Raw genomic sequence first — 13,572 nt, 5'->3', positions numbered from 1 at the left:
CATGTATGAACAAAGGCGATGTCCACCAAAATCTTTCTCTATGATACCACGCTGCGCGACGGCGCGCAGAGCGAAGACGTCAATCTAAGCGCGACGGACAAGGTCCGCATCGCGCGTCAGCTGGATTATTTGGGCATGGACTATATTGAAGGGGGCTGGCCCGGAGCCAACCCGGTGGAAACGGAATTCTTCAAGGCCATGAGGGACGTGGAGCTCAGGAACGCGAAGCTGGCCGCCTTTGGCAGCACGCACCATCCGGCCCAGACGCCGGAGACGGATCCCACGCTGAATGCCCTGGTTTCCTGCGGCGCACGCGTGGCCACCATTTTCGGAAAATCATGCCCCCGCCATGTGGAAGTGGCGCTGGGCATCTCCCGTGAGCGCAATCTGGAAATCATCGGGAATTCCATTTCCTTCCTTAAAAAGCATCTGGAAGAAGCCTTTTTTGACGCGGAACACTTTTTTGACGGTTTCAAGCGGGACCCGGAATACGCCCTTGCCGTGCTCCGCGCGGCCCATGAGCACGGGGCGGACTGCCTGATCCTGTGCGATACCAATGGAGGCGCCATGCCGGAGGAAATCAGTTCCATCATCCGGACGGTCAGGGAGCGTCTGCCGCAGGCCTCCCTGGGCATTCACGCCCATAATGATTGTGAACTGGCCGTCGCCAACAGCCTGGTGGCCGTGCGCCAGGGAGCCGTCCAGGTCCAGGGCACCGTGAACGGCATCGGGGAACGCTGCGGAAATGCCAACCTGTGCTCCGTCATTCCCAACCTGCAAGTGAAGATGGAAGGTTTTTCCTGCCTCAGCGAGGCCTCCCTGACGCGGCTCAAGTCCACGGCCGCCTTTGTTTCGGAAGTGTCCAACCTGGCTCCCTTCCGTCGGCAGCCCTTTGTAGGGAACGCCGCCTTCGCCCACAAGGGCGGCGTGCATGTAAGCGCGATCATGAAGGATGCCGCCCTGTATGAACACATTGACCCCTCCCTGGTAGGGAACGCCCAGCGCGTGCTGATGACGGAGCAGGGGGGCAAGAGCAATATTCTTTCCCTTTCCCGCACCCTGGGCTTTGAGCTGGAGAAGGGGGACCCCCTGCTGGACGTGCTTTCCGCCGCCGTGAAGAAGAACTCCGCGCTGGGGTATGACTACGTAGCGGCCCCGGCCAGTGCGGAGCTGCTCTTCCTGCGGCACATGCCGGACAGCGCCCTGAAGCCCTACTTCAACATCCTGCGCACCGTGGTGCTCACCTCCCGCCATGAAATGGACCCGGACATGATGGTGGAAGCCTCCCTCAAGCTGGACGTCCACGGCAATGTGGAGCACACCGCCGCCGGCGGCTTCGGCCCCGTGCATGCGCTGGACCGCGCCCTGCGCCGCGCCCTGACACGCTGGTACCCGGAGCTGGAGCAGATGCACCTGATCGACTACAAGGTGCGCGTGCTCTCCCCCACGCGGACGAACATTCCGGACGCCGCGGAGGAAAACGGCACCGGTTCCAACGTCCGCGTCCTCATTGAATCCTCGGACGGCGTCGCCACCTGGACCACGGTGGGCGTTTCCTACAACATCATTGAGGCCAGCCTGGAAGCCCTGGCGGACGCCGTGACGTACAAGCTCTACAAGACGGAGCAGGCCAGATGGCGTGCGGAATGCTGAGGGGTGATAAGAAATCCCGGGACGGCAGAAACTATTTGCATGAAAAAGGAATGCGTTTTTTTGATAGAGTCAAAAAACGCCAGGGCTTTTGAGTATATTGCCGTCAGCAGGTTTGTTTGAAGCGGACGAATAAAGTTGTTGGCTTGCGGAAAAGCTTTCATCCTGATCCTGAAGGGGATGAGGGTTGATTCTGTTTGAATCAAGGTTGGGACCATGATGTTTTTATTTATTGGGGTCTGTTCCCCGATGCCTCAATTTAATTTAAAAAATCCGTTTTTTGATAACTCGTGTTCTATATGTGAAATAATTTCTGTGGTCGGATTGCATTCTTTTTCTTCATAGGCTCCGTCAAGAGTTATTTGGAACCATTTATCAAATTTGGATAAACGCCCTCCATACCATATTTGGACGCTATCGCCTTTTCTTTTAATAATGATCAGGTCCTGTGGAATGAATGCAGGGATTAAACTTTCTTTTTCATAAACGTAGAAATCATCGTCAATTCCATTGTTCGGCTGATATAAAACGATTTCTGAATTATTAACGTCTGGTCCGTTTTTTAAATTATTCAGAGCATGGATTGCATGGAATAAAACGTAAAATACATTAATAATATATATTATTAAGAGGGAAGAAACGATTATAAGAAAGATTTTTTTTATTTTTTTCATAAAGTCTAAAATGAACGGAAAGCATGAGTTCTTCCTGCACAGGGAATACCATGGCCTGTTGCGTCAGCTTTCAACCGGGTTTTCCAAACAGGAGATGCTCCAAGACGGCAGATGTCAATGCGAGAGTGCATGTTGAGAAGAATTTAATACTTGGTAACATATCAGATATTCGGGTTGTATTGAAGCCGGCTTGAGCAAGCTCTATCGGACGGGACAGCATGGGCGGTGGGCGGAATGCCCAGGCCGCCCGATTTACATGGATGCCGCCCCCGTTTCGGAAACATATTCGGAACCGTGATATAGCAGTTTGCCGTCCTTGATGCTGAAATACAAATCAGCATACCAGGAACGGACCTGATAGCTGATCAACAGGAGCGGCCTCCCGTCTTCGCATTCGTGGAACCAGTTAATCAGGGCGTCAAGAAATACCATCGTGTTGGAGCTCCCCTGCTCAACGGTGCCTCTCGTCAGGATGCACGGGACCATCCTGCCCCGGATGTCCACGTACCATTTTTTCCGGTCTTTTTTGGCAAACAGGGACAGAGTGCGCGTTTTCCCGTCCCGCTCGCAGGTGATGTCCCACTGGTGGACATAAGGGGGCCGTTCATGGGGTTTCAGGCCTCTTCTCGTTTCCCGGCACCATGCGGGAGGTTGTGCTGCTTCCGTATAAACTTCTGGTTGGGATGAGGTCACAAGTCCTGTCCATTCGGGATTAATGGAGAAAACGGTTTCAGCGGCCTGTTCGGGAGTGAAGATGTTGACTCCCTGGCTGTAGGGCACGGGAAGGGAAGAGACTGGGGGCAGTGGTTTTTCCGTTTCACCTCTCTGCAACGCATACTTTTCTTTGTTGCTTCCCATGGGCGGCAGGAGGGTTCCCTGTCCGGAAGCGGAAGACTCGCACACTTTTCTTTCCCGCGGCAGTCCGGCATCTGAAATATTTCTGGGCCGTAACTGATGAGGAAGCGCCGTCAGACTCATGGACATAACTATTCCCATGAGTGGAAGGATGTAGAGGATGAAAAACAATACCTGTGATTTTTTGTACACAAGGAAGCAGTTGAAGAAGCAGATCATGAAAATCAATACTGACAGGGAACTGATCAACAGGAAATTTTCATCGAGACGCAAGGTTCGGGGAAAGAACAGGAACATGCTTCCGAAGAACAGGTATGTAAAAAGAAGGTAACTGGCAATGCTTTTGCTCCTGCCGTATTTGTTTCCTTGGAAAAACAGGTCGAACGAGATGATCTTCATGAACGGGCCGGGAAGGCGGCTGCATTCTTTCTTGTGCTGGCCCATGATCCTCCTGTAACCCATTCGTTTTTTTAAGTCAATCAAGTTGGAGACGTAAATGTTGACGCTCCTGTTTTCAGCCGGTCTTTCCGGAGAAGGAATGCGGAAGTTCAGATGGAGGAAATGACGGTATTTTCCCGGCTTCTGCCTGACCGCCGCATCTGCCAGGGGTGCAAATAAAACATTGACCCGCCCGCAGTAAAGCACTATTCTGAAAGCCTAATTTCACTGGAGGAAGATTTACAGCCGTGGAGGACGATATTATTTGTACAGAAAAAATCATTGCGGAACGCAAGACGTTCTTTCTTGATCTCAAGCAGAATACGCGCGGCAAAGTGGTGCGTATTACGGAAAAGGTGAGTTCCAACAGGGACCGGATCATGGTGCCTGCGGAAATTCTGGATGACTTCATTGCGGCTCTCCAGGATATCCGGGAAACGCTGAAGCAGCAGGGGGAATAACATCCCTCTGTTTTTTCTTCTTTTAACGGTGGCGGGGCGGTGTCTGTCCCGCTTTTTTCGGATGTCTGGACGGTTGGACGCCTGACAGACAAAAAGTCGTTTTGTCTGAATTAGGCGTTGTCAAAAATAAAAAAGGGAGTATTTTCGCTTCCCGGTTTTTTGCCGTTTCTTTTTTGTATTCCGGCCCCCATGGCGTTCCGGAGACGATATGTTTATTGTAACCATTAGTATTTCAGACACATGACGACACAACAGGAATTGACTCCGGAGCTGATACGGGCCGCGCTGACCACGGTTAAATTTCCGGGCTTCAGCCGCGACATTGTATCCTTCGGGCTGGTGAAGAAGATCGACATTGACGCTGAAAACAACGTCACGATTGATTTGGTGATTGAGAGCAAGAATGCGGATATCCCCCGGTACATTTTTGAAGGCGTTCATGGCGTGATGAAACATTTGCCCGGCGTCAAGCATTGTGATGTCAACATTGAGCACAAGGCGCCGGAAGCCAGGAAGGGAGTCAATGACGATCCCTCCACCTGGAAGTCCTCTGTTCCCGGCGCAAAGCACGTGATAGCCGTAGCCTCCGGCAAGGGGGGCGTGGGCAAATCCACTGTTTCCGCCAACCTGGCGGTGGCCCTGAGCAAGCTGGGCTATTCCGTGGGCTTGGTGGACCTGGATATTTACGGACCGTCCATGTCCCTGATGTTCGGCACCAAGGAACGGCCCGGAGCCAACGAGAATGACGAGTTCCTGCCGGTAACGGCCCATGGCGTGAAGCTTCTTTCCATGGGGCTGCTGATCAATGAATCCGATCCGGTGGCCGTGCGCGGCCCCCTGGCGACGCGCTACGTCCAGCAGTTCCTGCGCAACGTAGCATGGGGGGACGTGGATTTCCTGATTCTGGACCTGCCTCCCGGCACCGGGGACATCCAGCTTACGATTGTCCAGACGGCTGAACTGGACGGCGTGGTGGTGGTCACCACCCCGCAGGAAGTCGCGCTGATTGACGCCCGCAAGGCAATCGGCCTCTTTGAACGGGTGAAAACCCCCATTCTGGGGGTTATTGAGAATATGAGCTATTTCCAGTGCCCCTCCGACGGCAAGATTTACCATATCTTCGGCGAAGGCGGCGGCGAGCGTGAAGCGGCCAAGCTGGGCGTGCCCCTCCTTGGCAAGATTCCGCTGGACATCGCCACCCGCTCCGGCGGGGACGAAGGCCGCCCCGTGGCCCTGGAAGACCCTGAGCAGAACCCGGTTTCCGCCGCGTTCCGCCAGGTGGCTGAACAATGCGCCCGCGTGGTGCTTGACCGCTGAATGTCCGGACGGGGCAGGAGGCCCCGGTCCGGTGATCCCTTTAACCGTAAAGCCGGGTTGGAGCCAGCCGCTCCAGTCCGGCTTGTTTGCCGGGATGCTCCGGCTTCCTGATGGAGGAATGTATGGAAGGAACGAGAAAAATGAATGAGACGTGGAGTTTGAAGGAACTGAAAAAACTGATACCGCTGGCTCTTCCCGTGCTGGTGGTGAATCTCTCCATTGTGGGCATGGGGGCGGTGGACGCCATTGTGGCCGGGAGCGCCGGGGTGACGGACATGGCTGCCGTGGCGCTGGGGTCTTCCGTGTATTTGCCGGTGGCCCTGTTCGCCTGCGGCGTGCTGATGATCATCGGCCCCGTGATTGCCAACATGCGGGGGAAAAGCCATGAGAGCCGCGTGGGCTACATGGCCAACCACGGCTTGTGGCTGGCATTGATGCTCAGCCTGGTTTCCATGCCGGTCATCGATGTCTTGAGAAACGTGTTCGGCTGGATTTCGGATGACGCCGCCATGTGCCAGATGGCTTCCAACTATATGTTCGCCATCATGTGGGGGCTTCCCGCCAATCTGGGGTTCGTGGCTCTCAAGAGCTTGAACGAGGGGTCCAACATGACCCGGCCCGCCATGTACGTAGGGGTGTCCGGCCTGTTGTTGAACATTCCGCTGAACTACATCTTCGTCTTCGGCATGTACGGCTTTCCACGCATGGGGGGAGCGGGCTGCGGTGCGGCCACGGCAGTTATTTTCTACATTGAATTCCTGCTGATGTTCCTGCTGGTGTATCTCAATCCCAAGCACAGGCCGTACCGCAGGCACATCGTCTCCTGGCGGTGGCCCACGCCTTCCGTCATCACCCACCTGGTGCGGCTCGGCGTGCCGATAGGCGTTTCCCAGTTGTGCGAGGTGATGCTCTTCTGCGCCGCCGCCCTGGTTCTGGCGCCCCTGGGAGAGGCTCAGGTGGCCAGCCACCAGATTGCCGGGAATGTAGGCGGCTTGGTTTTCATGCTGCCGCTCTCCGTAGGGCTGGCGGCCTCCATCCGCGTGGCGTACCACCACGGCAGAAAAGACCTGGCGGGCACCAAATCCGCCATTCTGTCCTCCTATCTGCTGGTGCTTACCATCTGCCTGTGCACGTTTGGCGGCATCACCCTGTTCCGGGAGCAGATCGTGCATTTGTACAATGACTCGGAACTCATTGTCGGCACGGCCTCCGTCCTGCTGGTTCTGGCGGCGGCCTACCAGCTGCCGGATTGTCTTCAGGTGCTCTCTGCCGGGGTGCTGAGAGGTTTCCGGGATACGGCCTCCATCACCATCATCACCTTCTTTTCCTACTGGATGGTGGGATTCCCGGCATGCTACATTCTGGCCCGTACGAACTGGATTGTGCCGGCCATGGGCGCGCGCGGCATCTGGATAGGATTCATCATCGGTTTGTCTGTGGCGGCTGTGCTGCTGCTGTGGCGCGTAAAGTGCACCACCAGGCGGGAATTTGCCCTGATGAGGGAGAACGGAAAATGATCTTTTCCCCGGAACGGGAATGGAGTCATCTTTCCCGTTCCGTAGGAATGTCCCCGCTCCGGAGCCTCTTGAGGATATCCACCGCTTCCCGGGCGTTGATGATGTCCTTGAACCGGCATATTTTTTTCTTTCCGTATTTCAGGATGATGTTTCCGGAACCGTTCCGGCGCAGCCGTTGCCGGACTTCCCTGATTTTGTGGACGGAACAGGTTCGGATGTGTTGATCCGTCACCGTGATCAGGCGGTGTTGCGTCAGTACGTAAAAGGTGTTGCGGCGGAGCTTCCGTTCCTTCCAGATAGACGCAAATGCCTTGATGGGATAAGCCCAGACGACGCTTGCAATGAGCACCCCGAGGATGAAAAAATAAAAGGTGGGGGTGTACAGGGTATCCGCCGTCAGCTCAATGGCCGTCTGCCAGGTTGCAAAAACAAGTGCGAGGGGAAGAAGGAGCAGGGCGGTTCCGTACAGCATTTTCCTGACGACGGAGAAAGTCCAAAACCTTTTCACGGGACGGTTTTTCCACAGGATCTGTTCTCCGGTCTTGAGTTTTCTGTTCAGGTTCTTTTCAGGAAAAACAGAGGAAATAGAGGCGTTTCCCGTGCACGATGGGATTCTCTTCGTCACCTGACGAGGGCCATGCTGAAGCGCAGGGGAGGAATGAAAATTCATCAGCTTTTCCAGGGTGTCTGCTGTTTGCCGTGGATCCTCCATATCCTTTATTTCAAGGCTTCTTTTCCGGTATTTAAGAATGACATCCCCGGTGCCGTCTTGATGCGGATGTACGTGCAGGCGTACCCGTTTGGGAATGGGATCAGCAGAGAAGAATTCCCGGATGATCGTGATGATGCGCTGGTCCGTCAGTGCATAAAGAGTATTGCGCCGTTTTTTTCGTTTTCGCCACGGAGATAAAAGCGAATGCAGGGAAGAGGTCAGCAGTGATACAACCGTGAAGACGGTAATCATAAGACCAATACAGGAAAGGAGCTGAAAAAAATTCGGCCTGGTATGCAGGCACAAATGCAGGAAGTGCGGAAGCATGAAGAAGAATGCCAGGCACAGGCTGAGTAGAATTGTTCCGAGAAGAAGTTTTCTGGTGTCGTCCACGGTCCAGTTCCGTTCAACGGGACGGCACTTCCATAAAACCCGTTCTCCGGGTTTGAGCTTGCTGTCCAGCAGTTCTTCTTGAGACTGCCTGTCCTTGTTTCGTCTCATCGTGATTTCGGTATACGGACGTGAAGCCTCTGCGTCAATTATTTATGGAAGAAGTGGAACTAGAGTGCCTTGCGTTGCTTTTCAGTTTGCAGAATTCCTGGGGCTTTTCCTGCAATACGTTTTTTTCTTGGTTGAAATCAGGGTTGAAAATTCTTAACATCAATATTTTGGCGCATGTCTGGTCTTTTTTCGCCGTTTTCCCTTGTGGAGAAAAACAGTTCTTTTATACTAAACGGAACCGTACCGTTTAAGGTTTTTATATGTCGTTAATTATTAAATCGGAACAAGAATGCCGCTGGGACATTGTCTCCCTGGGCGAAGTGATGTTGAGACTGGATCCCGGCGAAGGCCGCATCCATACCACCCGTTCCTTCCGCGTGTGCGAGGGCGGCGGGGAATATAACGTGGCCCGCGGCCTGAGGCGTTGTTTCAGAATGCGCGGAGCCATCGTCACCGCCATTTGTGACAATCCCGTGGGGCGCCTGCTGGAAGACTGCATGCTCCAGGGCGGCCTGGACATGGATTATGTGGCCTGGAAACCCTTTGACGGTATTGGGCGCGACTGCCGTGTGGGATTAAACTTTACGGAGCGCGGCTATGGCGTGCGCGCCGCCGTGGGCTGCTCCGACCGTGGCCTGAGCGCCGCCTGCCAGATGAAGCCCGGCGAGGTGGACTGGGATGCCCTGTTCGGCAGGGATGGCGTGCGCTGGTTCCATACGGGCGGCATTTATGCAGGCCTTTCGGAAACGACCAGCGCAGTGGTGCTGGAGGCCGTGCAGGCCGCCCGCAGGCATGGCACGATTGTTTCCTATGATTTGAATTACCGCCCATCCCTCTGGAAGAGCATCGGCGGCCAGCCCCGTGCGCAGGAGGTGAACCGCGCCATTGCGCCTTTTGTGGATGTGATAATCGGCAATGAAGAGGATTTCCAGGCCTCCCTGGGGCTTTCCATTGAAGGGGCCACGGAGGATTTTTCCCACATTGACCAGAATTCCTACCGCCAGATGATCCGCCGCGCCGTGAAGGAGTTCGGCTTCAAGGCGGCGGCCACCACGCTGCGCGTGGCCCGTACGGCCACCCTGAACGACTGGGCGGCCATGCTGTATTACGATGGAGAGTTTTATGATTCCCTCTCCCTCCCGAACCTGGAGATTCTGGACCGCGTGGGCGGCGGAGATTCCTTTGCCTCCGGCCTGATTTACGGCCTGATGTCCGGCAAGGGCCCCCAGTATGCCGTCAATTGCGGCTGCGCCCACGGCGCGCTGGCCATGACCACGCCGGGGGACACGTCCACGGCCACCCTGGCGGAAGTGGAAAAAGTCATGAAGGGCGGAACCGCCCGCGTGGACCGTTAACCTTTTAATTTTTACCGACATGATTGAGAGCTGGAGATGGTACGGTCCAAGCGACCCGGTTACCCTGAGGGACATCCGCCAGGCGGGCGCCTCTGGCATTGTAACGGCCCTGCATGAAGTAAAGTGCGGGGACCTCTGGACGGAGGAAGCCGTGGCCGAACGCGTGCGGATGGTTGAAGAAGCCGGCATGAAATGGGTGGTGGCGGAAAGCATCGCCGTGCATGAGGACATCAAGACGCGTTCCGGGAACTGGAAGCATTACCTGGACATTTACAAGCAGAGCCTGCGCAACCTGGCCGCCGGCGGAGTGAAAGTGGTGTGCTACAATTTCATGCCCGTGCTGGACTGGACGCGTTCCGACCTGGCCTTTCCCATGGAGGACGGCAGCAGCGTCCTGAAATATGATGCCGCCCGGGTGGCTGCGTTTGACCTGTTCATTCTGGAACGGGAAGGGGCTGAGGGCGATTATTCCCCGGAAACGGCGGAGCGCGCCCGTGAACTTTTCCAGTCCATGGATGCGGGAGCCCGCAAGGCGCTGGCGGATTCCATTCTGCTGGGTCTTCCCGGCACGGTGGATGACCTGACGCCGGAGCAGTTCAGGGAAATGCTCAAGCGCTATGAGGGCATAGACGATGCGCAGCTGCGCCGGAACCTGTACGATTTCCTGAATGAAATCATGCCCGTGTGCGAGGAAACGGGCATCCGCATGGCCATTCATCCGGACGACCCTCCCCGGCCCATCTTCGGGCTGCCCCGCATCCTGAGCGATGAGGAGGACATGCGCCGGATGGTGCGTGAAGTTCCCTCCCCGCATTCCGGCTTCACGCTCTGTACCGGATCCCTGGGCGGTCTTTATTCCAACGCTCCGCACCTGCTGATGGAGGAGTTTGCGGACAGGGTGTATTTTGCCCATTTCCGCAATACGGTGTTTGACCGGGACCATGAAAGCTTCCGTGAATCCGGTTCCCACCTCTGCGGCCATACGGATATGGCCTATGCCATGCAGTGCCTTCTGGAAGAGGAAGCCCGGCGCAAGGCCGCCGGATGGGCGGAGTGGCGCATTCCGGTTCGGCCGGACCACGGGAAGCTGATGGACATTGATCTGGAAAAACATTGTTATGCCGGGTATTCCTACGGCGGCCGCTTAATCGGCCTGGCGGAGCTGCGCGGGCTGGCGATGGGGCTTCAGTCCTTCCGCCCGCTGGTGGGCAGGACGGCTGTGGTGACCGGAGCCGCGGGCGTGCTCTGTTCCGTCATGGCCAGGGATCTGTTGAAGGCCGGAGCCAGGGTGGCGCTGCTGGGCCGCACCCGTTCCAAACTGGAAGACCTCCAGCGGCAGCTGGCGGCGGAAGGACTGGGGCAGACGCTGGTGCTGGCCGCGGACGTGCTGGACAAGGCGGCTCTGGAACAGGCCTGTTCCCGCGTGAAGGAAGAGTGGGGACGGCTGGACATTCTGGTGAACGGCGCGGGCGGCAACGACCCGCGTGGAACCAGCCCCGCGGAGCAGTGCACGCCGGAGACCCCCGCGGAGCAGGGCTTCTTCGGCATGGACATGGAAGGCTTTGAATACGTGAACCGCCTCAATATGATCGGCACCATCCTGCCCTCCCAGGTGTTCGGGGAACTGCTGGCCGCTTCCGGCGGCTGCATCGTGAACATTTCCTCCATGGCCGCCTTCCAGCCTCTGACCAAGGTGGGCGCGTATGGAGCCGCCAAGGCCGCTGTGGACAACTTCACTAAGTGGCTCGCCACGCATCTGGCGCCGCTGGGCGTCCGTGTGAACGCGATTGCCCCCGGCTTCTTCATCACGGATCAGAACCGCTTCCTGATGATGGAGAAGGATGGGGAAACCCCCACGCCGCGCGGCCGGAAGGTGCTTGCGAAGACGCCCATGCACCGTTTCGGTGATCCGGAGGACCTCTGCGGGGCGCTCCGCTTCCTCGTCTCTCCTGCCGCCTCCTTCGTGACGGGGACCATCATTCCCGTGGACGGGGGCTTTCTGGCCTATTCCGGAGTATAACAGCCCATCTTCACCATCATGTTCATCAACGACGATTTCCTGCTGGATACTCCCCAGGCAAAGGCGCTTTTCCATGAGTACGCCGAGAACCGGCCGATCATTGACTACCATTCCCATCTGGATCCTGCCGCCATTGCGGACAACCGCCAGTTCTCCAACATCGCCCAGCTCTGGCTGGACGGTGACCATTACAAATGGCGCGCCATGAGGACGAACGGGGTTCCGGAACGCCTCTGTTCCGGAGACGCCCCGGACCGGGAGAAGTATGACGCCTGGGCGGCTACGGTGCCGCGCCTGCTGCGCAACCCGCTTTACCACTGGACGCATCTGGAACTGCGCCGCCCCTTCGGCATTTCCGGCCTTCTGCTGGGGCCGGACACGGCGGGGGAAGTCTGGGAAAAGACCTCCGCCATGCTCCAGTCCGGACAGATGGGCGCCCTGGATATCCTGAAAAAGATGAACGTGGAAGCCGTGTGCACCACGGACGACCCCTGTGACGACCTGGCCGCCCACCGGAGGCATGCCGCTTCCGGGGATTCCGTCAAGCTGCTCCCCACCTTCCGCCCGGACAAGGCGCGCGCCGTCCATCAGGGCGCGGCATGGCGGGAATGGGTGGAACGCCTGGAACGGGCTTCCTCCATGGAAATCCGTGATTTGGCCGCTTTCAGGAAGGCGCTTGCCGCCAGGCATGACTTTTTTGCGCGGAACGGTTGCAAGCTTTCGGACCACTCCCTGGAAGCGTTTGACGAGGAAAGCCTTTCCGGAGAGGAAGCCGCCGCCCTGTTCAGCACCGCCCTCCAGGGCGGGGAAATAGTGCCCCGGGATGCCGCCCGTTTTTCCAATTTCCTGATGGATTTCTTCGCGGAACTGGACTCCGGGAAGGACTGGGTGCGCCAGCTCCACATAGGTGCCTTGCGGAATCCGAACGGCGCCGCCCTGCGGGATCTGGGGCCGGACACGGGTTTTGACGCCATTGCGGATTTCACGTACATGGCCCCCCTGGGCCGCCTGCTGGACCGTTCCGCTCAGAAGGGAACCCTGCCGCGCACCATCCTGTACAACCTCAACCCGCGGGACAACGCCGCCCTGGCCGTGCTCTGCGGCAGTTTCCAGGACGGCGGGACGGCGGGAAAAATGCAGTACGGCGCGGCCTGGTGGTTCCTGGACCAGATGGACGGCATGACGCGCCATCTGGAAACCCTCAGCCAGCTCGGGATGCTCTCCCGCTTCGTGGGCATGCTGACGGACAGCCGCAGTCTGCTGAGCTACACGCGGCATGAATACTTCCGCCGCATCCTGTGCCGCATTCTGGGGCAGGACATGGCCCGAGGCCTGGTTCCGGACGACATGGAGATGATAGGCTCCATGGTGGCGGACATCTCCTACCATAACGCCAAACAATATTTCAACTTTTAAACTGATGAAGACACTGCTGGAAAAATTATCCGCCATCAAGCTTGTACCCGTCGTCGTTCTCCATGACGCGGACAAGGCCGTACCCCTTGCCAAAGCCCTGCTGGACAACGGCTGCGGGTGCATGGAAATCACGTTCAGAACGCCTGCCGCCGCGGAGGCGATTGCCCGCATCTCCCGGGAGCTGCCCGGAATGCTGGTAGGGGCGGGCACCCTGCTGACGCCGGAGCAGGCGGCGGACGCGTGCCGTGCGGGAGCCGCGTTCGGCGTGGCTCCCGGTTTTGACCCGCAGGTGGTGAAGGCCGCCGCGGAGCTGGATTTCCTGTTTGTTCCGGGCGTTTCCACGGCTTCGGAAATGAGCCAGGCCCTTTCCCTGGGATGCCAGTTCCAGAAGTTTTTCCCGGCGGAAGCCGCGGGAGGCGTCAAGATGCTTAAATCCCTGCTGGCCGCCTTCCGCCATACGGGCGTGCGCATCATGCCCACCGGAGGCATCAACGCCGGCAACATCGGCTCCTGGCTGGAAATTCCGGAAGTGGCTGCCTGCGGCGGTTCCTGGATTTGCGAATCTTCCCTGATCCAGGCCGGAGACTGGGAGGAAATAGGAAAACGCACACGGGAAGCCCTGAAGGCCCTGCAAACAACCGCCATTTAACCCTGAC

General features: G+C 57.3%; 11 protein-coding genes and 1 pseudogene. 9 read left to right on the top strand and 3 right to left on the bottom strand.

Annotated elements, in window-relative coordinates:
- Positions 1–18 precede the first annotated feature (18 nt).
- Positions 19–1,653 carry a citramalate synthase gene (gene cimA, locus LIO64_RS07940; RefSeq protein WP_290548906.1) on the top strand — a complete coding sequence of 545 codons (1,635 nt, stop codon included), beginning with the start codon at positions 19–21 and terminating at the stop codon, positions 1,651–1,653.
- 251 nt (positions 1,654–1,904) lie between these two features.
- Here cimA and LIO64_RS07935 read toward each other — a convergent pair whose 3' ends face one another.
- Together LIO64_RS07935 and LIO64_RS07930 are read right to left on the bottom strand one after the other, a co-directional pair.
- Positions 1,905–2,324, bottom strand: coding sequence for a hypothetical protein (locus LIO64_RS07935; RefSeq protein ID WP_290548905.1), 420 nt, complete (start codon positions 2,322–2,324; stop codon positions 1,905–1,907).
- Positions 2,325–2,576: 252 nt separating this feature from the next.
- On the bottom strand, positions 2,577–3,320 hold the full coding sequence (locus LIO64_RS07930; RefSeq protein ID WP_290548904.1) for a hypothetical protein: 744 nt from the start codon (positions 3,318–3,320) through the stop codon (positions 2,577–2,579).
- A 545-nt stretch (positions 3,321–3,865) separates the two neighbouring features.
- Between LIO64_RS07930 and LIO64_RS07925 the strand changes: the two genes are divergently transcribed.
- The 3 genes from LIO64_RS07925 (at position 3,866) to LIO64_RS07915 (ending at position 6,912) form a co-directional block, all read left to right on the top strand.
- The gene (locus LIO64_RS07925; RefSeq protein WP_128220696.1) at positions 3,866–4,078 is read left to right on the top strand and encodes an RNA-binding protein; all 213 of its coding nucleotides are present in this window, start codon (positions 3,866–3,868) and stop codon (positions 4,076–4,078) included.
- A gap of 240 nt (positions 4,079–4,318) precedes the next feature.
- On the top strand, positions 4,319–5,395 hold the full coding sequence (locus tag LIO64_RS07920) for a P-loop NTPase (protein ID WP_290548903.1): 1,077 nt from the start codon (positions 4,319–4,321) through the stop codon (positions 5,393–5,395).
- Between the two features lie 140 nt (positions 5,396–5,535).
- Positions 5,536–6,912, top strand: coding sequence for an MATE family efflux transporter (locus LIO64_RS07915; RefSeq protein ID WP_290548902.1), 1,377 nt, complete (start codon positions 5,536–5,538; stop codon positions 6,910–6,912).
- Between the two features lie 25 nt (positions 6,913–6,937).
- Here the strand turns inward: LIO64_RS07915 and LIO64_RS07910 are convergent, their stop codons facing one another.
- Positions 6,938–8,125, bottom strand: a complete 1,188-nt coding sequence (locus LIO64_RS07910) for a hypothetical protein (RefSeq protein WP_290548901.1) — start codon at positions 8,123–8,125, stop codon at positions 6,938–6,940.
- Between the two features lie 260 nt (positions 8,126–8,385).
- Between LIO64_RS07910 and LIO64_RS07905 the strand changes: the two genes are divergently transcribed.
- From LIO64_RS07905 to eda, 5 genes and pseudogenes are all read left to right on the top strand, one after another.
- Positions 8,386–9,480: a sugar kinase gene (locus LIO64_RS07905; RefSeq protein WP_290548900.1), complete on the top strand. Its 1,095-nt coding sequence runs from the start codon at positions 8,386–8,388 to the stop codon at positions 9,478–9,480.
- Positions 9,481–9,499: 19 nt separating this feature from the next.
- Positions 9,500–10,669, top strand: a pseudogene (gene uxuA, locus LIO64_RS13040) (mannonate dehydratase); the annotation flags it as partial.
- A complete protein-coding gene (locus LIO64_RS13035; RefSeq protein ID WP_345779580.1) occupies positions 10,658–11,500 on the top strand; it encodes an SDR family oxidoreductase in 843 nt (280 codons plus the stop codon). The pseudogene uxuA and the gene LIO64_RS13035, both read left to right, overlap by 12 nt.
- Before the next feature lie 15 nt (positions 11,501–11,515).
- The gene (gene uxaC, locus LIO64_RS07895) at positions 11,516–12,916 is read left to right on the top strand and encodes a glucuronate isomerase (protein ID WP_345779579.1); all 1,401 of its coding nucleotides are present in this window, start codon (positions 11,516–11,518) and stop codon (positions 12,914–12,916) included.
- Between the two features lie 4 nt (positions 12,917–12,920).
- Entirely contained in the window at positions 12,921–13,565 is a 645-nt protein-coding gene (gene eda, locus LIO64_RS07890) for a bifunctional 4-hydroxy-2-oxoglutarate aldolase/2-dehydro-3-deoxy-phosphogluconate aldolase (protein WP_290548897.1), read from the top strand.
- Positions 13,566–13,572 lie beyond the last annotated feature (7 nt).

Origin of the sequence: Akkermansia sp. (assembly GCF_020860705.1) — a bacterium.
Taxonomy (GTDB): Bacteria; Verrucomicrobiota; Verrucomicrobiia; order Verrucomicrobiales; family Akkermansiaceae; genus Akkermansia.
This window is presented reverse-complemented; position numbering and strand designations above follow the sequence as displayed.

Excerpts from the sequence above, each read along its gene's own strand:
- cimA (WP_290548906.1), top strand. The coding sequence starts at position 19 with ATGTCCACCAAAATCTTTCTCTATGATACCACGCTGCGCGACGGCGCG.
- LIO64_RS07935 (WP_290548905.1), bottom strand. The coding sequence starts at position 2,324 with ATGAAAAAAATAAAAAAAATCTTTCTTATAATCGTTTCTTCCCTCTTA.
- LIO64_RS07930 (WP_290548904.1), bottom strand. The coding sequence starts at position 3,320 with ATGGGAATAGTTATGTCCATGAGTCTGACGGCGCTTCCTCATCAGTTA.
- LIO64_RS07920 (WP_290548903.1), top strand. The coding sequence starts at position 4,319 with ATGACGACACAACAGGAATTGACTCCGGAGCTGATACGGGCCGCGCTG.
- LIO64_RS07915 (WP_290548902.1), top strand. The coding sequence starts at position 5,536 with ATGAATGAGACGTGGAGTTTGAAGGAACTGAAAAAACTGATACCGCTG.
- LIO64_RS07910 (WP_290548901.1), bottom strand. The coding sequence starts at position 8,125 with ATGAGACGAAACAAGGACAGGCAGTCTCAAGAAGAACTGCTGGACAGC.
- LIO64_RS07905 (WP_290548900.1), top strand. The coding sequence starts at position 8,386 with ATGTCGTTAATTATTAAATCGGAACAAGAATGCCGCTGGGACATTGTC.
- LIO64_RS13035 (WP_345779580.1), top strand. The coding sequence starts at position 10,658 with ATGGGGCTTCAGTCCTTCCGCCCGCTGGTGGGCAGGACGGCTGTGGTG.
- eda (WP_290548897.1), top strand. The coding sequence starts at position 12,921 with ATGAAGACACTGCTGGAAAAATTATCCGCCATCAAGCTTGTACCCGTC.